The organism is Mycobacterium parascrofulaceum ATCC BAA-614, from assembly GCF_000164135.1.
In the GTDB taxonomy this organism is placed as follows: Bacteria; Actinomycetota; Actinomycetes; order Mycobacteriales; family Mycobacteriaceae; genus Mycobacterium; species Mycobacterium parascrofulaceum.
On record NZ_GG770560.1, the window covers coordinates 57,810 to 78,236 of the forward strand.

20 protein-coding genes and 1 pseudogene are annotated in these 20,427 nt (G+C 69.8%); 11 read left to right on the top strand and 10 right to left on the bottom strand.

All coding sequences use genetic code 11. The features are described from left to right. The first annotated feature begins 85 nt into the window (after window positions 1–85). Window positions 86–259 (top strand): hypothetical protein, encoded by a 174-nt coding sequence (locus HMPREF0591_RS26515; protein WP_157137583.1) that lies wholly within the window; start codon window positions 86–88, stop codon window positions 257–259. Window positions 260–335: 76 nt separating this feature from the next. Here HMPREF0591_RS26515 and trxA read toward each other — a convergent pair whose 3' ends face one another. Next, on the bottom strand, window positions 336–689 hold the full coding sequence (gene trxA, locus HMPREF0591_RS26520) for a thioredoxin (RefSeq protein ID WP_007171854.1): 354 nt from the start codon (window positions 687–689) through the stop codon (window positions 336–338). Window positions 690–968: 279 nt separating this feature from the next. Here trxA and HMPREF0591_RS26525 point away from each other — a divergent pair, with 279 nt between their 5' ends. From HMPREF0591_RS26525 to HMPREF0591_RS26540, 3 genes are all read left to right on the top strand, one after another. Then, window positions 969–2,795, top strand: coding sequence for an acyl-CoA dehydrogenase (locus tag HMPREF0591_RS26525; RefSeq protein ID WP_007171855.1), 1,827 nt, complete (start codon window positions 969–971; stop codon window positions 2,793–2,795). 86 nt (window positions 2,796–2,881) lie between these two features. Further along, complete coding sequence (locus tag HMPREF0591_RS26535) at window positions 2,882–3,670, top strand: DUF5666 domain-containing protein (RefSeq protein ID WP_007171856.1); 789 nt, start codon at window positions 2,882–2,884, stop codon at window positions 3,668–3,670. Between the two features lie 108 nt (window positions 3,671–3,778). Continuing rightward, window positions 3,779–4,510, top strand: a complete 732-nt coding sequence (locus HMPREF0591_RS26540) for a DUF5666 domain-containing protein (RefSeq protein ID WP_007171857.1) — start codon at window positions 3,779–3,781, stop codon at window positions 4,508–4,510. 12 nt (window positions 4,511–4,522) lie between these two features. On the opposite strand, the gene HMPREF0591_RS26545 is transcribed toward HMPREF0591_RS26540, so the two are convergent. The 7 genes from HMPREF0591_RS26545 to HMPREF0591_RS26575 are packed head-to-tail and all read right to left on the bottom strand — an operon-like array spanning window position 4,523 to window position 10,809. Next, window positions 4,523–4,870, bottom strand: a complete 348-nt coding sequence (locus HMPREF0591_RS26545; protein ID WP_007171858.1) for a metal-sulfur cluster assembly factor — start codon at window positions 4,868–4,870, stop codon at window positions 4,523–4,525. Continuing rightward, window positions 4,845–5,345, bottom strand: a complete 501-nt coding sequence (gene sufU, locus HMPREF0591_RS26550; protein WP_085981742.1) for a Fe-S cluster assembly sulfur transfer protein SufU — start codon at window positions 5,343–5,345, stop codon at window positions 4,845–4,847. The genes HMPREF0591_RS26545 and sufU overlap by 26 nt, the downstream gene beginning before the upstream one ends. After that, complete coding sequence (locus HMPREF0591_RS26555; protein WP_007171860.1) at window positions 5,342–6,583, bottom strand: cysteine desulfurase; 1,242 nt, start codon at window positions 6,581–6,583, stop codon at window positions 5,342–5,344. Before HMPREF0591_RS26555 ends, sufU begins: the two co-directional genes overlap by 4 nt. 2 nt (window positions 6,584–6,585) lie before the next feature. Continuing rightward, entirely contained in the window at window positions 6,586–7,368 is a 783-nt protein-coding gene (gene sufC, locus HMPREF0591_RS26560; RefSeq protein ID WP_007171861.1) for a Fe-S cluster assembly ATPase SufC, read from the bottom strand. Beyond that, entirely contained in the window at window positions 7,365–8,552 is a 1,188-nt protein-coding gene (gene sufD, locus HMPREF0591_RS26565) for a Fe-S cluster assembly protein SufD (RefSeq protein ID WP_007171862.1), read from the bottom strand. The genes sufC and sufD overlap by 4 nt, the downstream gene beginning before the upstream one ends. Then, entirely contained in the window at window positions 8,552–10,000 is a 1,449-nt protein-coding gene (gene sufB / locus HMPREF0591_RS26570; RefSeq protein ID WP_007171863.1) for a Fe-S cluster assembly protein SufB, read from the bottom strand. Before sufB ends, sufD begins: the two co-directional genes overlap by 1 nt. Next, window positions 9,997–10,809, bottom strand: coding sequence for a helix-turn-helix transcriptional regulator (locus tag HMPREF0591_RS26575; RefSeq protein ID WP_170826135.1), 813 nt, complete (start codon window positions 10,807–10,809; stop codon window positions 9,997–9,999). Before HMPREF0591_RS26575 ends, sufB begins: the two co-directional genes overlap by 4 nt. A gap of 112 nt (window positions 10,810–10,921) precedes the next feature. Here HMPREF0591_RS26575 and mptB point away from each other — a divergent pair, with 112 nt between their 5' ends. From mptB to HMPREF0591_RS26595, 5 genes and pseudogenes are all read left to right on the top strand, one after another. Continuing rightward, window positions 10,922–12,634, top strand: coding sequence for a polyprenol phosphomannose-dependent alpha 1,6 mannosyltransferase MptB (gene mptB, locus HMPREF0591_RS26580; RefSeq protein WP_040624198.1), 1,713 nt, complete (start codon window positions 10,922–10,924; stop codon window positions 12,632–12,634). Then, a pseudogene (locus HMPREF0591_RS34745) lies at window positions 12,631–12,730 on the top strand (hypothetical protein); the annotation flags it as partial. The gene mptB and the pseudogene HMPREF0591_RS34745, both read left to right, overlap by 4 nt. A gap of 1 nt (window position 12,731) precedes the next feature. Then, on the top strand, window positions 12,732–13,667 hold the full coding sequence (locus tag HMPREF0591_RS26585; RefSeq protein ID WP_007171866.1) for an ABC transporter ATP-binding protein: 936 nt from the start codon (window positions 12,732–12,734) through the stop codon (window positions 13,665–13,667). Then, window positions 13,664–14,443, top strand: a complete 780-nt coding sequence (locus HMPREF0591_RS26590; protein WP_007171867.1) for an ABC transporter permease — start codon at window positions 13,664–13,666, stop codon at window positions 14,441–14,443. The genes HMPREF0591_RS26585 and HMPREF0591_RS26590 overlap by 4 nt, the downstream gene beginning before the upstream one ends. Window positions 14,444–14,562: 119 nt before the next feature. Continuing rightward, on the top strand, window positions 14,563–15,516 hold the full coding sequence (locus HMPREF0591_RS26595; protein WP_007171868.1) for a COX15/CtaA family protein: 954 nt from the start codon (window positions 14,563–14,565) through the stop codon (window positions 15,514–15,516). On the opposite strand, the gene HMPREF0591_RS26600 is transcribed toward HMPREF0591_RS26595, so the two are convergent. After that, a complete protein-coding gene (locus HMPREF0591_RS26600) occupies window positions 15,466–16,122 on the bottom strand; it encodes a hypothetical protein (protein ID WP_007171869.1) in 657 nt (218 codons plus the stop codon). The two genes, HMPREF0591_RS26595 and HMPREF0591_RS26600, sit on opposite strands and share 51 nt — an antisense overlap. A gap of 19 nt (window positions 16,123–16,141) precedes the next feature. Here HMPREF0591_RS26600 and HMPREF0591_RS26605 point away from each other — a divergent pair, with 19 nt between their 5' ends. Then, window positions 16,142–17,116, top strand: a complete 975-nt coding sequence (locus tag HMPREF0591_RS26605) for a quinone oxidoreductase family protein (protein ID WP_040624138.1) — start codon at window positions 16,142–16,144, stop codon at window positions 17,114–17,116. 35 nt (window positions 17,117–17,151) lie between these two features. On the opposite strand, the gene HMPREF0591_RS26610 is transcribed toward HMPREF0591_RS26605, so the two are convergent. After that, window positions 17,152–18,078: a heme o synthase gene (locus HMPREF0591_RS26610; protein WP_040624139.1), complete on the bottom strand. Its 927-nt coding sequence runs from the start codon at window positions 18,076–18,078 to the stop codon at window positions 17,152–17,154. A gap of 258 nt (window positions 18,079–18,336) precedes the next feature. On the opposite strand from HMPREF0591_RS26610, the gene tkt reads away from it, so the two are divergent. Further along, the gene (tkt, locus tag HMPREF0591_RS26615; protein ID WP_007171872.1) at window positions 18,337–20,427 is read left to right on the top strand and encodes a transketolase; all 2,091 of its coding nucleotides are present in this window, start codon (window positions 18,337–18,339) and stop codon (window positions 20,425–20,427) included.

Consider the following 20,427-nt stretch of genomic DNA (forward strand, 5'->3'; position numbering starts at 1 on the left):
TCTGGCTCACGGTTTGGAGAAACCTCTAAGTTTGCCGGCGCGGGTGGCCGGGTATCTATGAATGCCCCTCGTTTTAAGGAAGCCCATGCTCCGAGCACGCCTCGACGGCTTCAAAGAAGATTGCCTGCTGTTCCTCGGCGCGCTGGCAGCTCTGCCCGCGTCCCAGTTGGGGCTCAGCTGCCGCGTCGCCCATAGGGCGGAGGGGCCCCGCGGCGGGTCAGTTTCCGGCGAAACGTTGCCGGCCGCCGTGGGCATGTGAGTCACGTCGGACACCGACGGGGCGACCGGCGCTAGCCGGTTCCCGCCGTCTTCGACGGCGGGAAGCCAGGGGGCTGCTACTCGCCTTGCTCGGCGATCGCCGCGTCGACGTCGAACGCCTTGACCTGCTGCACCAGGTCTTCGAGGGCCGCCGGCGGCAGCGCGCCGGGCTGGTTGAACAGCAGTTTGCCCTTCTTGAAGGCCATCAGCGTGGGGATGGACCGGATCTGGGCGGCGGCGGCCAGCTGCTGCTCGGCCTCGGTGTCGACCTTGGCGTGCACGATGTCGGGGTGCTTCTCCGAGGACGCCTGGAAAGTGGGCCCGAACTGGCGGCATGGCCCGCACCAGGACGCCCAGAAATCGACGAGCACGATGTCGTTGCCCTCGATGGTTTCGTTGAATTTCTCAGCAGTGAGATCGAGTGTTGTCACATTTGCCACAACGCCGGAACGCGGCGTGATGTTCCCGGGGCGGACACCCGCCGCGCCCGGGCGACGCCGGCACAGACCCGGGGGCGACCGGCTCAGCCGGGCCCCGCCGCCGGGTTTGCCTCGCGCGCAACGGAAGCGGGCTTGCGGCCGGTTCGCCGCGACGACATCGGCGCGTAACCCGCCCGCGGCCCGCCGTAGGTTACGGTTGCGTACGTTTTCCCACGTCGGACACACTGAGGCGGACGATCCGCCGCCTCGGAGACCAGTGAGGGAATCGCGTTGGGCCACTACATCGCTAACGTCCGTGATCTCGAGTTCAACCTGTTCGAAGTGCTCGGGGTGGGCGCCGTGCTGGGCGACGGACACTACAGCGACCTCGACGAGGAAACCGCCCGAACCATCCTGGCCGAGGCCGCGCGCCTGGCCGAGGGCCCGGTGGCGGAAACCTTTGCCTCGGCCGACCGCAACCCGCCGGTCTTTGACCCGGCCGAGCACTCGATCAGCGTGCCGGAGGAATTGGCCAAGACCGTGCACGCGATCAAGGAGGCCGGTTGGTGGCGGCTGATGCTGGACGAACAAATCGGCGGCATGGCCGCACCACCGCCGCTCGCGTGGGCGGTGAACGAAATGATCATCTGCGCCAACCCTTCTGCGAACTTCTTCTGCCTCGGACCGTTGATGGCCCAGGCCCTCTACGTCGAGGGCAACGAGGAGCAACGGCGCTGGGCGGCCGAGGGCGTTGAACGCGGCTGGGCGGCCACCATGGTGCTCACGGAGCCCGACGCGGGCTCGGACGTCGGCGCCGGCCGCGCGAAGGCCATCGAGCAACCCGACGGAACCTGGCACATCGAGGGGGTCAAGCGGTTCATCTCCGGCGGTGACGTCGGCGACACCGCCGAGAACATCTTCCACCTGGTGCTGGCCCGGCCGGAGGGCGCGGGACCGGGAACCAAGGGGCTGAGCCTGTTCTACGTGCCGAAGTTCCTGTTCGACCCGGAAACCTTCGAACTCGGGCCCCGCAACGGGGTTTTCGCCACCGGGCTGGAACACAAGATGGGCATCAAGTCGTCCCCGACATGCGAAATGACCTTCGGCGCAACCGATGTCCCCGCCGTCGGGTACCTCGTCGGCGACGTGCACAACGGGATCGCGCAGATGTTCACCGTGATCGAGCACGCGCGCATGACGATCGGCGTCAAGGCCGCCGGAACCCTGTCCACCGGCTACCTGAACGCGCTGGCCTTCGCCAAGGAGCGGGTGCAGGGCGCGGACCTCACGCAGATGGCGGACAAGACCGCGCCGCGGGTGACGATCATGCACCACCCGGACGTGCGGCGCAGCCTGATGACGCAGAAGGCTTACGCCGAGGGGTTGCGCGCGTTGTACATGTACGCCGCCGCACACCAGGACGACACGGTGGCACAACATGTTTCGCGAGCCGACCACGAGATGGCGCACCGCGTGGACGACCTCCTGCTGCCGATCGTCAAGGGGGTGAGCTCGGAACGGGCCTACGAGGTCCTGACCGAGTCACTGCAGACGCTCGGCGGTTCGGGCTTCCTGCAGGACTATCCGCTCGAGCAGTACATCCGGGACGCCAAGATCGACTCGCTCTACGAGGGAACCACGGCCATCCAGGCGCTGGACTTCTTCTTCCGCAAGATCGTCCGCGACCGCGGCCAGGCGCTGCAGTTCGTGACGGCTCAGATCACCGCGACGATCGACGGCTGCGACGAGGCGCTCAAACCGCAGGCCGAGCTGCTGCAGACCGCGCTCGACGAGGTCACGGCGATGACCGGCGCGTTGACCGGCTACTTGATGTCCGCCGCGCAGCACCCCACCGAGATCTACAAGGTCGGGCTGGGATCGGTGCGGTACCTGCTCGCGGTCGGCGACCTGCTCATCGGCTGGCGGCTGCTGGTGCAGGCCGGCGTCGCGCACGCCGCGCTGGCGGAAGCGTCCGGGAACGACGCGGCGTTCTATCGGGGCAAGGTCGCGACCGCGGCGTTCTTCGCCAAGAACATGCTGCCGAGACTCGTGTCGCTGCGCAAAGTCATCGAATCGATCGACGACGACGTCATGCGCGTTCCCGAGCAGGCGTTCTGATCCCCCTGGCGTTACACACAGGTTACTTACAGCTTCAACCGGTAATACCCATTCCGTCGGGTCCAACCACGATGGGAGAAACGTTGATGTCTGCCAGCTGTCCAACCCCTCGGCTCACCCGGGTGGCGATCCTCGGGGTCGCCGGGGTCGCCGCGCTGTCCCTCGCCGCGTGCGGTTCGTCCAACAAGTCGAGTCCGACCACGTCGACATCGACGTCCACGTCGGTGGTGACTTCGACGACCACATCGCCGGCGCCGGCCACCGGCGAAGCCCGGGTCAGCGGCATGATCGCGTCGGTGGCGGGCAACTCGATCCAGGTCACCAAGCAGGACAACTCCACCGCCGCGGTGAACTTCACCTCCACCACCAAGGTCACCGAGACCATGCCTGCCGCGCTGACCGACGTCACCTCGGGCAGCTGCGTGACCGTGCGGCCCGCCGGGGAAGCCCAGGGCGGTCAGCCCGTGACCGCGGCGTCCGTGAAGATCAGCCCGTCCGTCAACGGAGCGTGCCCGGCCAAGCCGGCGGGGCAGGCTCCGAGCTCCACCACGCCGGCGCCGCCCCCGGGGTCACCGGCGCCGGCCCCGAAGCCGGCCGCCATCCGGGGTTCGGTGGCGTCGGTGTCGGGTAACACCATCAACGTCACCGGCACCGACCCCAGCGGCAATACCACGCAGACGGCCGTGACGGTCGACGACAAGACGAAGTACATGAAGCGGTCCTCCGCCACCACGGACGCGATCGCGCAGGGCAAGTGCGTCTGGGCGCGCGGAACGATGGACAGCGCGGGCGCGCTGCAGGCGACCAGCATCAACGTGCGGCAGGCCAACGACGGCAAGTGCGGCAAGCCCAAGCCTCCCGGGCAGGGCGGCTGATCGCGGCACCGGACACTGAAATCACCGTCACCCAGGTGAGCGCGGTCGTGATGGCCGCGCTCACCTGGGTATCCGTTGACGACTAACCGCGCGATCGGAGATGTGACGATGCCAGCCACGTCGGTGAAGCCCCGGCTCGCCCGGCTCGCGCTCGTGGCCGTCGTCGCGGTGATCGCGCTGTGCGTCGCCATGTGCGGTTCGAACGACACAACGACCACGAGTCCCGCCAAGCCGGCGGTGACGCCGGCCGGCCCCGCGCCGAACGCCGCGCCGCCCCCCGCGCCCCCGCCCGCGGCCAAGGACCACGTCGAGGGGCTGATCGAGTCGGTGTCGGGCGGCACGATCCAGCTCCGCACCCGAACCGGGAGCGCGACGGTGGACTTCGCGCCGTCGACGCGGGTGGTGCAGGCAGCCCCGGCCAAGCTGACCGACGTCACCCCGGGCAGCTGCGTCAACGTGCGCGCCACCCCGCAGAGCGCCCCGACCGGTGGCGCGATCACGGCGCAGTCGGTCACGATCACCTCCGCCGTCGACGGCAAGTGCCCGCCGCCGGTCGGCTTCTACGGCACGGTCACCTCGGTCTCCGGCGACACCATCGCGGTCAGCGGCATCGGTGCGCGGGCGGCCCCCACCAATGTGACGGTCGCCAACTCCACGTCATACCAGCTGCAGACGCCGACGGACGCTCGTGCGATCGCTAACGGAAAGTGCATGGGGGCGCAGGGAATTCAGGATGCCGGCGTGCTGCATGCGGTCACCATCAGCCTGCAAACCTGCCCGCCGATGGGGCGCCACCACCACCACCATCTGCACCTGCCGCACCTGCCCTTCCACCTTTAGCGGCGGAGCGGTTCAGACGGTGAAGCCGAGGGCGCGCAGTTGTTCGCGCCCGTCTTCGGTGATCTTGTCCGGGCCCCACGGCGGGTTCCACACCCAGTTGATCCGCAGGTCGTCCACCAGCCCGCTGCTGACCAGCGCACTGCGCGACTGGTCCTCGATGACGTCGGTCAGCGGGCAGGCCGCCGAGGTCAGCGTCATGTCGATCAGGGCGACGGTTCCCTCGTCGCCGTCCTCGACGTTCAGGCCGTAGACCAGTCCGAGATCGACGACGTTGATGCCCAACTCGGGGTCGACGACGTCACGCATCGCCTCCTCGAGGTCGGCAAGAAATTCGTCACCCGGTGCGGCGGTCTCGCTCATCCTTCTCCTCCTCGAAGTCCGCGCCCCTGTCCGAGCAGGCCTGGGCCAGCGCATCTTTGAACGCCATCCAGCCCAGCAGCGCACATTTCACCCGGGCCGGGTATTTGGCGACTCCTGCGAACGCGATCCCGTCCCCCAGGACGTCCTCGTCGCCCTCGATGGTGCCGCGGGAGGACACCATGTCGGTGAACGCCGCGACGGTGCGCAGCGCCTCGGGCACCGTCTGACCGATGACCTGCTGGGTGAGCACCGAGGTGGCCGCCTGGCTGATCGAGCAGCCCTGCCCGTCATAGGAGACGTCCGCGACGCGCTGACCGTCGTCGGAGAGCGCGACCCGCAGCGTCACCTCGTCGCCGCAGACGGGGTTCACGTGGGAGACCTGCGCGCCGAACGGCTCGCGCAGCCCGCGGTGCTGCGGATGCTTGTAGTGGTCCAGGATCACGTCCTGATACATCTGCTCGAGGCGCACCGTCAGTCTCTCCCGAAGAATTCGAGGGCCCGCCGCACGCCGGCCACCAGCCGCTGGACCTCCTCGGCGGTGTTGTATACCGCGAACGACGCCCGGGCGGTGGCCGCCAGGCCGAACCGGCGATGCAGCGGCATCGCGCAGTGGTGCCCCACACGCACCGCGACACCCTCGTCGTCGAGCACCTGCCCGACGTCGTGCGCGTGCACACCGTCGACGACGAAAGAGACCGGCGAACCACGGTTTTCCATCACGGTCGGGCCGACGATCCGCACGCCGTCGATGCCCGACAGGCCGTCGATGGCCGCGGCGACCAGCTCGCGCTCGTGCGCCTCCACCGCCGCCATGCCGATGGCGCCCAGGTAGCGTGCGGCCGCGCCCAACCCGACCACCTGGGAGGTCATCGGTGTGCCCGCCTCGAAGCGTTGCGGCGCCGGCGCATACGTCGACGACTCCATGGTGACCGTCTCGATCATCGACCCGCCGGTCAGGAACGGCGGCAGCTCCGACAACAGCTGGCGCCGGGCGTAGAGCACGCCGACACCGTTGGGGGCCAACATCTTGTGACCGGAGAACGCGGCGAAGTCGACGTCGAGGGCGTGCAGGTCGACCGGCTGGTGCGGCACCGACTGGCAGGCGTCCAGCACCGTCACGGCGCCCACCGCCTTGGCGCGCCCGACCAGTTCGGCCACCGGCGCCACCGCGCCGGTCACGTTCGAATGATGGCTGAAAGCAACGATCTTCACCCGCTCGTCGAGCTCCAGCGAGTCCAGGTCGATGCGCCCGTCGTCGGTCACGCCGTACCAGCGCAGCGTGGCACCGCTGCGGCGGGCCAGCTCCTGCCACGGAACGATGTTGGCGTGGTGCTCGAGCTCGGTGGTGACGATGACGTCTCCCTCGCCGACGGCGCGATCGAACCTCTTGTCGCCCAGCACATACGAGGACAGGTTGAGCGCCTCGGTGGCGTTGCGGGTGAACACCAGTTCGTCGGCGCCGGCGCCGACGAACGCGGCGATGTCCGCGCGGCCCTGCTCGTAGGCGTCGGTCGCCTCCTCCATCAGCTGGTGCGCGCCGCGGTGCACCGCCCCGTTGGAGGTGATCAGGAACTCGCGCTCGGCGTCGAGCACCTGCAGCGGCCGCTGCGACGTCGCGCCGGAATCCAGGTACGCCAACTGCTTTCCGCCGCGCATGGTGCGCTTCAGGATCGGAAAGTCGGCGCGGATGGCGTCGACGTCCAGTGGTGTCATGCTTACGCTCCTGCAGCCGCCGCTTCGGTGAAGCGCACGTAGCCGTTCTCCTCGAGCTCGTCGGCCAGCTCCGGACCGCCGGATTCGACGATCCGGCCCCCGACGAACACGTGCACGAACTGCGGCCGGATGTAACGCAGGATCCGGGTGTAGTGGGTGATCAGCAGGATGCCGCCGTGCTCGGACTCCGCATAGCGGTTCACGCCCTCACTGACCACCCGCAGCGCGTCGACGTCCAGGCCGGAGTCGGTCTCGTCGAGGATGGCGATCTTGGGCTTGAGCAGCCCCAGCTGCAGGATCTCGTGGCGCTTCTTCTCGCCGCCGGAAAACCCTTCGTTGACGCTGCGTTCGGCGAACGCCGGGTCGATGTCGAGGTCGGACATGGCGGCCTTGACCTCCTTGACCCAGTGCCGCAGCTTCGGCGGCTCGCCGCGGACGGCGGTGGCGGCGCTGCGCAGGAAGTTCGACATCGACACGCCGGGCACCTCGACGGGGTACTGCATGGCCAGGAACAACCCGGCGCGGGCACGCTCGTCGACGCTCATGTCCAGCACGTTCTGGCCGTCCAGCGTGATCGACCCGGAGGTCACCGTGTACTTCGGGTGACCGGCGATGGCGTAGGACAGCGTGGACTTGCCCGAGCCGTTGGGGCCCATCACCGCGTGCGTCTCACCGGACTTCACGGTGAGGTTGACGCCGTTGAGGATCGGGATCTCGCGGCTGCCCTCGGGGGCGTTGGGGTCTTCGACGCTGACGTGCAGGTCTTTGATCTCGAGTGTGGTCATAGGGCTGTTGTCTTCTCCGTGATTTCCAGTTCGTGTTCGATGGCCGCGGTCAGGCGTTCCCGGATCTCGGGCACGGCGATCTTGGCGATGATCTCGCCGAAGAAGCCGCGCACCACCAGCCGGCGGGCCTGGTCTTCGGGGATGCCGCGGGCACGCAGGTAGAACAGCTGCTCGTCGTCGAAACGCCCGGTGGCGCTGGCATGTCCGGCGCCGACGATCTCGCCGGTTTCGATCTCCAGGTTGGGCACCGAGTCGGCGCGCGCGCCGTCGGTGAGCACCAGGTTGCGGTTGACCTCGAAGGTTTCGGTGTCGGTGGCCTCGGCGCGGATCAGCACGTCGCCCACCCAGACGGTGTGCGCGTCGGGGCGCTGCGAAGCCGGATCGCCCTGCAGCGCACCCTTGTACAGCACATTGGACTTGCAGTTGGGTTGCGCGTGGTCGACAAGCAGCCGCGACTCGAGGTGCTGCCCGTCGTCGGCGAAGTACAACCCGAGCAGCTCGGCGTCCCCGCCCGGCGCGGCGTACCGCACGTTGGCCGACATGCGCACCACCTCGCCGCCCAGGGTGACGGCCACGTGCCGCAGCACCGCGTCCTTGCCCAGCCGGGCGTGCTGGGCGGACAGGTGCACCATGTCGTCGGCCCAGTCCGCGATCCACACCACGGTCAGCCGGGCGGCGTCGTCGACGATTAATTCGACGTTGTCGGCGTAGGTTCCGCTCCCCCGATGGTCGATCACCACGACCGCCTCGCCGAGCTCGGCGACGCTGATCTGCAGGTGCCCGTAGGCGACCGCGCCGGCCCCGGGGCCGGTGACGGTGATGTTGACCGGTTCGGCGACCTGGGTGTCGCGCCCGACGCTCACCAGCGTCGCGGAATTGAACGACGAAAACGCTTGCGCGGCAACCCGGTCGGTGGGAACACCGCCACGGCCGAGCCGCTCGTCGCCGCGGCGGATGGTCTCGACCCGCACCCCGGGCTGTTCGCTGACGTCGATCCGCGCCACGCCCGTGGCCCGAGCGGAGCCGTCGTGCAGGCCGCGCAGCCGGCGCAACGGGGTGAACCGCCAGATCTCGTCCCGCCCGCTGGGCACCTCGAAGGCGTCCACGTCGAACGACGCGAACAGCTCGCCCTTGTTGGCCGCGGCGAGGGCCGAACCCTCAACCGCCTCAGTCAATCCCGTCACTAGCCGACCGCACCTTCCATCTGCAGCTCGATCAGCCGGTTGAGCTCGAGGGCGTATTCCATCGGCAGCTCCTTGGCGATCGGCTCGACGAAGCCGCGCACCACCATCGCCATCGCCTCGTCCTCGGTCAGGCCGCGGCTCATCAGGTAGAACAGCTGGTTGTCGCTGACCTTGGACACGGTGGCCTCATGCCCCATCGTGACGTCGTCCTCACGGATGTCGACGTAGGGGTAGGTGTCGCTGCGGCTGATCGTATCGACCAGCAGCGCATCGCATTTCACGCTGGATCGGGATCCGTGCGCGCCCTTGTTCACCTGGACCAGGCCGCGGTAGGAAGTGCGGCCGCCGCCGCGGGCCACCGACTTGGAGACGATGTTGCTCGACGTGTTCGGCGCCAGGTGCAGCATCTTGGCGCCGGCGTCCTGGTGCTGGCCCTCGCCGGCGAACGCCACCGACAGCACCTCGCCCTTGGCGTGCTCCCCGGTCATCCAGACCGCCGGGTATTTCATGGTCACCTTGGAGCCGATGTTGCCGTCGACCCACTCCATGGTCGCGCCGGCTTCGGCGCGGGCCCGCTTGGTGACCAGGTTGTAGACGTTGTTCGACCAGTTCTGAATCGTGGTGTAGCGGCAACGGCCGCCGGGTTTGACGATGATCTCCACCACCGCCGAGTGCAGCGAGTCCGACGTGTAGATGGGGGCGGTGCAGCCCTCCACGTAATGCACGTAGGCGTCTTCGTCGACGATGATCAGCGTCCGCTCGAACTGGCCCATGTTCTCGGTGTTGATCCGGAAGTAGGCCTGCAACGGAATGTCGACGTGCACGCCGGGCGGCACGTAGATGAACGATCCGCCGCTCCACACCGCGGTGTTCAGGGCGGAGAACTTGTTGTCCCCCGCGGGGATCACGGTGCCGAAGTGCTGCTGGAACAGCTCGGGATGTTCCCGCAGCCCGGTGTCGGTGTCGAGGAAGATGACGCCCTGGGCCTCCAGGTCCTCGCGGATCTGGTGGTAGACCACCTCGGACTCGTACTGTGCGGCCACACCGGCGACCAGGCGCTGCTTCTCGGCCTCCGGGATGCCCAGCTTGTCGTAGGTGTTGCGGATGTCCTCGGGCAGGTCATCCCAGCTGGCGGCCTGCTTCTCGGTGGACCGCACGAAGTACTTGATGTTGTCGAAGTCGATGCCCCCGAGGTTGGAGCCCCACGTCGGCATCGGCTTGCGGTCGAAGATGCGCAGCGCCTTGAGCCGGGTCTGCAGCATCCAGTCCGGCTCGTTCTTCTTCGCCGAGATGTCACGCACCACCGCCTCGGACAGCCCGCGCTGCGCGCTGGCCCCCGCGACGTCGGTGTCCGCCCAGCCGTAGCCGTAGCGACCCAGCGAGGCGATCGTCTGCTCCTGGGTCAACGGCTCGGCCGCAGTCTTCTGGGCCTCTGGCGTGAGGGTCATAGCGACGCTCCTTCGATGCTCGTGGGGTGGGGGCGCGGGCTGGGCGCCTTCGAACTAGGGACCGTGAGAGGCACGTGCGTGGTGCAGGCGCAGTCCCCGTTGACGATGGTCGCCAACCGCTGCACGTGGGTTCCGAGCACCTCGGCCATGGCCTGCTGCTCGGCTTCACACAACTCGGGGAATTCCTCGGCGACGTGCGACACCGGGCAGTGGTGCTGGCAGATCTGCACGCCGTGGATCGGGCCGCCGACACGTGTCGTGGTGGCGACGTAGCCGGCCTTGGTCAGCGCGCCGGCCACCCGTTCGGCGGCCGCCTCGACCTCGGCGTCGTCCGCGCTGTCCGCCGCCGGCACACCGGCCAGGATCGCGTCGATGCGGCGCCGGGCGAACGCGCGCACGGCGTCCTCCCCGCCGATCTCCCGCAGTTGCCGCATGGCCGCCGACGCCAGGTCGTCGTACGCGTGGTTGAGCTTGGCCCGTCCCGCGGCGGTCAGCCGGAAGCGCTTGGCGGGACGGCCGCGCCCGGCCTGTTGCCAGGCCGCGGCGGGCACCGACTCGGCGTCGCCCGCCTCGATCAGGGCGTCGAGGTGACGCCGCACGCCGGCGGCCGCCAGCCCGAGCCGGTCGCCGATCTCGCCGGCGGTGATCGTTCCGGACTCCACGAGCAGGCGCACGATGGCGCGACGGGTGTGACCATCCGGCACCGCGGCGGCCGCCGCGCCCACGGCAGCGTCGTCGAAGCCGGTCTGGATTTTCACAACACCAGTGTGACGCAATTCCGGGGATCGGTCTACCAAGGGTGCCCTGATCGGGCGTTGCGCTGGTCACACTCGGTACAGCGCGGCGAACCACTGCGCCGTGCTTGCGATCGCCGCCGGGTTGGCGGGCGAGCCCGGCGACCCCGGCGGCTACGCTGCTCTGATGGCAGCCCGCCACCACGCGCTGAGCTCGTCGATCGCCAGCTTGCATGGCGACGAGCAGGCGGTGGGCACGCCGCTGAACCATACCGAGCTCACCGCGCTGCAGCGCACCCGCCTCTTCGGAGCCACCGGCACGATCCTGATGGCCATCGGCGCGCTCGGCGCCGGGGCCCGGCCCGTCGTGCAGGACCCCACGTTCGGGGTGCGGCTGCTCAACCTGCCGTCCCGCATCCAGACGGTGTCGCTGACGATGACGACGACGGGCGCGGTCATGATGGCGCTCGCCTGGCTGATGCTCGGCCGGTTCGCGCTGGGCAGCAGGCGGATGTCCCGCGGCGACCTGGACCGCACCCTGCTGCTGTGGACGCTGCCGCTGCTGATCGCGCCGCCGATGTACAGCAAGGACGTCTACTCCTACCTGGCGCAGAGCCAGATCTCCCTGGAGGGCCTCGACCCCTACCGGGTGGGTCCGGCGTCCGGGCTCGGGCTCTCGCACGTCTTCACGCTGTCGGTCCCCACCCTGTGGCGGGAGACGCCGGCGCCTTACGGCCCGCTGTTCCTGTGGATCGGCCGCGGCATCTCCGCGATCACCGGGGAGAACATCGTCGCCGCCGTGTTGTGTCACCGGCTGGTCGAGCTGGTCGGCGTGGCCCTGATCGTGTGGGCGACCCCGCGGCTGGCCCGGCGCTGCGGCGTCGCCGAGGTCAGCGCGCTGTGGCTGGGCGCGGCCAACCCGCTGCTGATCATGCATCTGGTCGCCGGCGTCCACAACGAGGCGCTGATGCTGGGGCTGATGCTGGCCGGCGCCGAGTTCGCGCTGCGCGGCATCAGCTCGCCACGGCTGTTTCCGCCCTCCTGGAAGCCGGGTCCCGACTGGGAACCGCTGGGCATGCTGGTCGCCGGCGCGGTCCTAATCGTGCTGTCGTCGCAGGTGAAACTGCCGTCCCTGCTGGCGCTCGGCTTCGTCACGATGGCCCTGGCCTGCCGCTGCGGGGGCACGCTGAAGGCGCTGCTGCTGTCGGGCGGGGCGATGTCGGCGCTCGCCCTGGCGGTGATGGGCGCCGTCGGCTGGGCCAGCGGCCTGGGGTTCGGCTGGATCTACACGCTGGGCACCGCCAACGTGGTGCGCAGCTGGATGTCCCCCCCGACGCTGCTGGCGCTGGGCACCGGGCAGGTCGGCATCCTGCTCGGGCTCGGCGATCACACCACCGCGGTGCTCGGGCTCACCCGCGCGATCGGCGTGCTGATCATCATGGTGATGGTGGGCTGGCTGCTGATCGCGGTCTTCCGCGGGCGGCTGCACCCGATCGGTGGGCTGGGCGTGGCCCTGGGCGTCACCGTGCTGCTGTTCCCCGTCGTGCAGCCCTGGTACCTGTTGTGGGCGATCATTCCGCTGGCCGCCTGGGCGACCCGCAGCGGTTTCCGGGCGGCGGTCATCGTGATCACCCTCGTCGTCGGCATCTTCGGGCCGACGGCCAACGGGGATCGCTTCGCGCTGTTCCAGATCGTGGACGCCACGCTGGCCAGCACCGTCATCGTGGCCGCGCTCATCGCGCTGACCTACACCCGCTTGCCGTGGCGGCGGCTCCCGGCCGAGGGCGCCGAAATGCCGGCGGGGCCCGCCGGGAGCGAACCGGCACCCGAGGCGGCGCAGACCGCCCGAGCCACCCCTCGTTCGGAGGCGGCGCCTGACGCCTACGCTGATTCCACGTGAGCCGCGCCGACGACGATGCAGTGGGGGTACCGCCCGCTTGCGGGGGACGAAGCGATGAGGTGGGGGCACCTCCCGCTAGCGGGGGAGAGCGGCGCTCGTGAGCTCGGACGTTCCTGAAACAGTCGTGCGACTGCGCGGCGTGACCAAGCACTACGGAACCACCACGGCCGTCGACGATCTCGACCTCGAGGTGCACGCGGCCGAAGTGCTCGCCCTGCTGGGCCCCAACGGCGCCGGCAAGACCACCACGGTCGAAATGTGCGAGGGCTTCGTGCGCCCGGACGCCGGCACCATCGAGGTGCTCGGGCTGGACCCGATCGCCGACAACGCCCGCCTGCGCACCCGCATCGGCGTGATGCTGCAGGGCGGCGGCGGCTACCCCAGCGCGCGGGCCGGCGAAATGCTGAACCTGGTCGCCTCGTACGCCGCCGACCCGCTGGACCCGGCGTGGCTGCTGGACACCCTCGGCCTCACCGACGCCGCCCGCACCACCTACCGGCGGCTGTCCGGCGGGCAACAACAGCGGCTCGCGCTGGCCTGTGCGCTGGTCGGCCGCCCCGAGCTGGTCTTCCTCGACGAACCCACCGCGGGCATGGACGCGCACGCCCGGCTGCTGGTCTGGGAACTGATCAACGCGCTGCGCCGCGACGGCGTGACGGTGCTGCTGACCACCCATCAGCTCAAGGAGGCCGAGGAGCTCGCCGATCGGCTGGTCATCATCGACCACGGCGCGACGGTGGCCGCGGGCACGCCGGCCGAGCTGATGCGCACCGGCGCCAAGGACGAGCTGCGGTTCACGGCGCCGCCGCGGCTCGACCTGTCCCTGCTGACCGCCGCCCTGCCGGAGGACTACCGGGCCAGCGAGGTGACGCCCGGCGAGTATATGGTCGAGGGCCGGGTGGATCCGCAGGTGCTGGCCACCGTGACGGCGTGGTGCGCGCGCATCGACGTGCTGGCCACCGACATGCGCGTCGAGCAGCGCAGCCTCGAGGACGTGTTCCTCGACCTCACCGGCAGGAAGTTGCGGCAGTGACCGAATCGAACGTCTTCCCCGCGGGGACCTTCACCCCCGACCCGCGGCCGAACGCCGTGCCGCGGATGCTGGCCGCGCAGTTCGGCCTGGAGCTCAAGCTGCTGCTGCGCAACGGCGAGCAGTTGCTGCTGACCATGTTCATCCCGATCACGCTGCTGGTCGGCCTGACGCTGCTGCCCTTCGGCTCCTTCGGACACAACCGGGCCGCCACCTTCGTCCCGGTCATCATGGCCCTCGCGGTGATCTCGACCGCGTTCACCGGCCAGGCCATCGCGGTCGCCTTCGACCGCCGCTACGGCGCCCTCAAGCGGCTGGGCGCGACCCCGCTGCCGGTCTGGGGCATCATCGCCGGCAAGTCGCTGGCCGTGGTCACCGTGGTGTTCCTGCAGGCGATCCTGTTGGGCGCCATCGGGTTTGCACTCGGCTGGCGGCCCGCCCCGCCGGCGCTGGCGCTGGGCGCGGCGGTGATCGCGCTGGGCACCGCCTGCTTCGCGGCCCTCGGCCTGCTGCTCGGGGGGACGCTGCGCGCCGAGATCGTGCTCGCGGTCGCCAACCTGCTGTGGTTCGTGTTCGCGGGGCTCGGCGCGCTGACGGTGGAGAGCGGGATCATCCCCACCGGGGTCAAGTGGGCGGCCCGGCTGACCCCGTCGGGCGCGCTGACCGAGGCCCTGTCGCGGGCGATGGCCCTGTCGGTGGACTGGTTCGGGATCGTCGTGCTGGCGGTGTGGGGCGCCGTCGCGGCGCTGGCCGCGCTGCGCTGGTTCCGGTTCACCTGACGCGCGGCGAGATTGCCGCCATGGTCGTGATTGACGCCGCCGGCACAGCCATCACGGCAATCTCGGCGACGCCCAGGCCTTACTACGGGACGTAGTTTTCGTTGGCCTACCATCGGGCCATGCTCGGACGAACGCTGATGCGGTTGGTGGACCTACTCCCCGACCCGAGCGTGCGTGTCCAGCGCGTCATCGCCGCGGCCGTCATCCTCACCCAGGGCGGCATCGCCGTCACCGGGGCGATCGTCCGCGTCACCGCGTCCGGGCTGGGCTGTCCGACCTGGCCGCAGTGCTTCCCCGGCAGCTTCGTCCCGGTCGCGCACGCCGAGGTGCCGCGCATCCACCAGGCGGTCGAGTTCGGCAACCGCATGATCACCTTCGCGGTGGTCATCGCCGCGGCGCTGGCCGTGCTGGCGGTGACCCGGGCCCGGCGCCGCAGGGAAATCCTGGTGTACGCGTGGCTGATGCCCGTCTCGACCGTGGTGCAGGCCGTCATCGGCGGTATCACCGTGCGCACCGGGCTGCTGTGGTGGACGGTGGCGATCCACCTGCTCACCTCGATGACGATGGTGTGGCTGTCGGTGTTGCTCTACGTCAAGGTCGGCGAGCCCGACGACGGGGTGGTGCACCGGCGCGTCGCCCGGCCGCTGCGCGCCCTGACGGCCCTGATCGGGCTGGACCTGGCCGCGGTGCTGGTCACTGGCACGCTGGTGACGGCCGCCGGCCCGCACGCGGGCGACCGCAGCCCGACGCGGACGGTGCCGCGGCTCGAGGTGGCCGTCGAGACCCTGGTGCACGCGCATTCGTCGCTGCTGATCGCCTACCTCGCGCTGGTGGTCGGGCTGGGCTTCGGGCTGCTGGCGGTGCGCGCCGCGCGGCGCATCCTGCGGCGGCTGATCGTGCTGCTCGCCCTCGTGTGCGCGCAGGCCGCCGTCGGCACCGCCCAGTACTTCACCGGCGTGCCCGCCGCGCTGGTCGCGTTGCACGTGGCCGGCGCCGCGGCGTGCACCGCGGCGACCGCCGCGCTATGGGCCTCGATGCGAGAGCGGGCCCAGCCCGAGCCGCTCGCAGGCTGACTCCACGGCCAGCGCGAACTCCCGCTCTACGCGCTCGCGGGTGGCGGCGTCGAGGTGTGACCAGCCCAGCGACGGCGCGACCAGGTCGAGCGCCACCAGCCGGTCCCCTGCCACGTCGGCGCGCGCGTACAGCAGTTCCCGCGCGGTGATGCCGGCGCGGCCGGCGGCCGCCGCGAGCGCGGCGCGGCCGAGGTCCCACGCCTCGAACTCCGGCTCGACCGGCCAGGCGTGCGACTGCTCGCCGCCCAGGAAGACCAACGCCGCCTGCGCCACGGGCCGGCCGGACGGCCCGTCAAACACGGTCGGCACCCCGTCGTGCTCGAGGTCACGCAGATACCGCGCGCCGAGGTTCCACGCGACGGCGCCGGGCGGGTTGAGCAGGTGACGCACGCGCCGGGTCCAGGCCACGAACTCGGCGCGCCGGTCCGTCGCGTTCCCGACGCCGCGCAGGATCACCAGGTCGGCGTCCAGGGTTTCCGGATCGTCCCAGGCCAACCAGCGGGCGTGCAGTCCACGCGCGCGCAGCGCGGGCACCAGCCCGGCGTCGTCGCCCGTCCCCGCCAGCACGATGCGGGGATGGAAGACGTCCGGACGGGCGAGTTTCATGCCCGGGCATGATAAGCACATGCACGCAATCGAAGTCAGCGAAACCGGCGGCCCCGAGGTGTTGCGCTACGTCGACGCGCCCCAACCCGCGCCACGGGCCGGCGAGGTGCTGATCAAGGCCGAGGCGATCGGTGTCAACTACATCGACACCTACTTCCGTTCGGGCCAGTACCCGCGCGAACTGCCGTTCATCCTCGGTTCCGAGCTGTGCGGCACCGTCGCCGAGATCGCTGACGGCGCCGACGGCTTCCGCGTCGGCGACCGCGTGGTCAGCGCGTCGGCGTCCGGCGGCTACGCCGAGTTCGCCTCTGCCCCAGCGTTTTTGACGGCCCACGTGCCGGACGGGGTGAGTTCCGACGTGGCGGCGTCGGTGCTGCTGAAGGGCCTGACCGCGCACTACCTGTTGAAGTCGGTGTATCCGGTGCAGGCGGGCGACACGGTGCTGGTGCACGCCGGTGCGGGCGGGGTGGGACTGATCCTGACGCAGTGGGCGCATCTGCTCGGCGCGCGGGTCATCACCACGGTCTCGACGCCGGAGAAGGCGCGGATGTCCCGGGCGGCCGGCGCCGACGAGGTGCTGTCCTATCCCGACGACGCGGACGAATTCGGCCGGCGGATTCGTGAACTCACCGACGGAGCGGGCGTCGAGGCCGTGTACGACGGCGTCGGCGCCAGCACCTTCGACGCCAGCCTGGCCAGCCTGGCCGTGCGGGGCACGCTGGCGTTGTTCGGCGCGGCCAGCGGACCCGTCCCGCCGTTCGATCCGCAGCGCCTCAACGCCGCCGGCTCGGTGTTCCTGACCCGGCCCTCGCTGGCCCACTTCATCCGCACGGGCCAGGAATTCAGCTGGCGCGCAGAGGAATTGTTCGACGCGATCGCCGGCGGCGCCATCAACATCGAGGTGGGCGGGCGCTATCCCCTCGCCGAAGCCGCGCGCGCCCACCAGGACCTGCAGGGCCGCAAGACCGCCGGCTCGATCGTGCTGCTGCCCTGAATGAACTCGCTGGCGCCGAGTGTGAGGCGTAGGCGTCAGAACAGGTGCGGCAGCGCGATCACCGAGTCGACCGCCAGCGCGCAGAAAACCACCGCGAGGTAGTTGTTCGACTGCAGGAACAACCGCAGCGGCTTGACCGGCTCGCCGGCACGCACCCCGGCGTACAGCTGGTGGGCCATCGCCAGGAACCAGACCCCGGCGACCAGGGCGACGGCCGCGTACAGCCAGCCGGTGGCCAGCGCCAGCGCCAGCGTCGCCGCCACCGTCAGCCAGGTGTAGATCAGGATCTGCTTGGTGACCTGACGCTCGGTCGCGATGGCGGGCAGCATCGGGACGCCGGCCGCTTTGTAGTCGTCCTTGTAACGCATCGCCAGCGCCCAGGTGTGCGGCGGCGTCCAGAAGAAGATGATCGCGAACATCACCAGCGCCGGCCAGGCGATGGTGCCGGTGACCGCCGACCAGCCGATCATCACCGGCATGCAGCCGGCCGCGCCGCCCCACACGACGTTCTGCGACGTGCGGCGCTTGAGCAGCAGCGTGTAGACGAACACGTAGAAGGCGATGGTGGCGCCGGCCAGGTGTGCCGACAGCATGTTCGTCGTCCACCAGAGCCAGAAGAACGACGCCACCGACAGCGCCAACCCGAACACCAGCGCGTGGCTGCGCGGGACCGCGGCCCTGGCCAGCGGCCGGCGCGCCGTGCGCTTCATCACCTTGTCGATGTCGGCGTCCGCTACGCAGTTGAGGGTGTTGGCTCCCCCGGCGGCCAGCATCCCACCGATCAACGTGTTGAGGATCAGCAGCGGGTCTACGGTGCCGCGGTGGGCGAGCAGCATGGCCGGGATGGTGGTGACGAGCAGCAGCTCGATGACCCGTGGCTTGGTGAGCGCCAGATACGCCAATACCGTGCCGTGCACTCGGCTCGGTACTTGGGTCGGGGCGACGCGCCCGCGAACGCTCACGCAATAACTCCTTGGGGTCGCAGCAGCGCGCAGCATCTACTACACACGATGGTAGACCGCGGGCCGGTGATGGCCCGCCCGCAGGGTCCATTCACCCAGATTTCTCCCAGATATCCGAACTGAATGTCAGGGGCCGACGGCCACCGCGTAATTTTCACACCAGCCGGCGGCGGGTACCCGAAATCCTGCACTGCAAGAGCCGGCCCTCCCGCACTAGGGTGGGATTGATCAGCTTGATGACCCACAAGGACTGAGTCTGTGACCACACTCGAAGAGATCTCGACGCTGACCCAACCGCACCTCCCCGACGACTGGTCCGAGATCGACTCGGCCGCCGTCGACACCATTCGGGTGCTGGCCGCCGACGCGGTCCAAAAGGTCGGAAACGGGCATCCCGGAACGGCGATGAGCCTGGCTCCGCTGGCTTACACCCTGTTCCAGCGAACGATGCGACACGACCCCAGCGACACCTACTGGCTGGGCCGCGACCGGTTCGTGTTGTCGTGCGGGCACAGCAGCCTGACGCTCTACATCCAGCTCTACCTGGGCGGCTTCGGCCTGGAGCTGTCCGACATCGAGTCGCTGCGCACCTGGGGGTCCAAGACGCCCGGGCATCCGGAGTTCCGCCACACCAAGGGCGTTGAGATCACCACCGGTCCGCTCGGGCAGGGCCTGGCGTCGGCGGTGGGCATGGCGATGGCGTCGCGCTACGAGCGCGGGTTGTTCGACCCCGACGCCGCCCCGGGCACCAGCCCCTTCGATCACTTCATCTACGTGATCGCCTCCGACGGCGACATCGAAGAGGGCGTCACCTCGGAGGCGTCGTCGCTGGCGGGCGTGCAGCAGCTGGGCAACCTCATCGTCTTCTACGACCACAACCAGATCTCGATCGAGGACGACACCGACATCGCGCTGTGCGAGGACACCGCCGCGCGCTACGAGGCCTACGGCTGGCACGTGCAGCGGGTCGAGGGCGGCGAGAACGTGGTCGGCATCGAGGAGGCCATCGCCAACGCCAAGGCCGTCACCGACCGGCCGTCGTTCATCGCGCTGCGCACCATCATCGGCTACCCGGCGCCCAAGCTGATGAACACCGGCAAGGCGCACGGCGCCGCGCTGGGCGACGAGGAAGTGGCGGCCGTCAAGGAGATCCTGGGCTTCGATCCCGAGAAGAAGTTCGAGGTGCGCGACGAGGTCATCGCGCACACCCGCAAGCTGGTGGACCGCGGCAAGGAAGCGCACGAGAAGTGGCAGGCGGACTTCGACGCGTGGGCGCAGCGCGAGCCGGACCGCAAGGCGCTGCTGGACCGGCTGACCGCCGAGAAGTTGCCCGACGGCTGGGACGCCGACGTCCCGCGCTGGGAACCGGGCGACAAGGCGCTGGCCACCCGCGCGGCGTCCGGCAAGGTGCTCAACGCGGTGGGTCCCAAACTCCCCGAGTTGTGGGGCGGCTCGGCCGACCTGGCCGGCAGCAACAACACCACCATGGACAATGTGAAATCCTTTGGCCCGCCGTCGATTTCGACCAAGGACTACACGGCGGACTGGTACGGGCGGACGCTGCATTTCGGTGTGCGCGAGCACGCGATGGGCGCGATCCTGTCCGGCATCGTGCTGCACGGCCCCACCCGGGCCTACGGCGGCACGTTCCTGCAGTTCTCCGACTACATGCGCCCGGCGGTGCGGCTGGCCGCGCTGATGGACATCGACACCATCTACGTGTGGACGCACGACTCGATCGGGCTCGGCGAGGACGGGCCGACCCACCAGCCGATCGAGCACCTCGCGGCGCTGCGCGCCATCCCCAAGCTCTCGGTGGTGCGGCCGGCCGACGCCAACGAGACCGCCTACGCCTGGCGCACCATCCTGGCCCGCGGCAACGGCAGCGGCCCGGTCGGGTTGATCCTGACGCGTCAGGGCGTGCCGATCCTCGAAGGCACCGACTACGAGGGCGTGACCCGGGGCGGCTACATCCTGGGTGACGAGGGCACCGAGGACCCCGACGTCGTGCTGATCGCCACCGGCTCGGAGGTTCAGCTCGCGGTCGAGGCGCAGGAGCTGTTGGCGGACAAGGACATCGTCGCGCGGGTGGTGTCCATGCCGTGCGTGGAATGGTTCGAGTCGCAGCCCGAGGACTACCGCGACAGTGTGCTGCCGCCCTCGGTGTCGGCCCGGGTGGCCGTCGAGGCGGGTGTCGCGCAGCCGTGGCACAAGCTGGTCGGCGACACCGGCAGGATCGTGTCCATCGAGCATTACGGCGAATCCGCCGACTACAAGACGTTGTTCCGTGAATTCGGTTTCACCGCAGAAGCCGTCGCGGCCGCCGCGGAACAGGTAGTGGACAACTGA

Coding starts and splice junctions, on each gene's coding strand:
- sufB (WP_007171863.1), bottom strand. CDS start 10,000: ATGACCCTCACGCCAGAGGCCCAGAAGACTGCGGCCGAGCCGTTGACC.
- HMPREF0591_RS26605 (WP_040624138.1), top strand. CDS start 16,142: ATGCACGCAATCGAAGTCAGCGAAACCGGCGGCCCCGAGGTGTTGCGC.
- HMPREF0591_RS26555 (WP_007171860.1), bottom strand. CDS start 6,583: ATGACACCACTGGACGTCGACGCCATCCGCGCCGACTTTCCGATCCTG.
- HMPREF0591_RS26595 (WP_007171868.1), top strand. CDS start 14,563: ATGCTCGGACGAACGCTGATGCGGTTGGTGGACCTACTCCCCGACCCG.
- mptB (WP_040624198.1), top strand. CDS start 10,922: ATGGCAGCCCGCCACCACGCGCTGAGCTCGTCGATCGCCAGCTTGCAT.
- HMPREF0591_RS26540 (WP_007171857.1), top strand. CDS start 3,779: ATGCCAGCCACGTCGGTGAAGCCCCGGCTCGCCCGGCTCGCGCTCGTG.
- HMPREF0591_RS26545 (WP_007171858.1), bottom strand. CDS start 4,870: ATGAGCGAGACCGCCGCACCGGGTGACGAATTTCTTGCCGACCTCGAG.
- sufC (WP_007171861.1), bottom strand. CDS start 7,368: ATGACCACACTCGAGATCAAAGACCTGCACGTCAGCGTCGAAGACCCC.
- HMPREF0591_RS26515 (WP_157137583.1), top strand. CDS start 86: ATGCTCCGAGCACGCCTCGACGGCTTCAAAGAAGATTGCCTGCTGTTC.
- HMPREF0591_RS26600 (WP_007171869.1), bottom strand. CDS start 16,122: ATGAAACTCGCCCGTCCGGACGTCTTCCATCCCCGCATCGTGCTGGCG.
- HMPREF0591_RS26535 (WP_007171856.1), top strand. CDS start 2,882: ATGTCTGCCAGCTGTCCAACCCCTCGGCTCACCCGGGTGGCGATCCTC.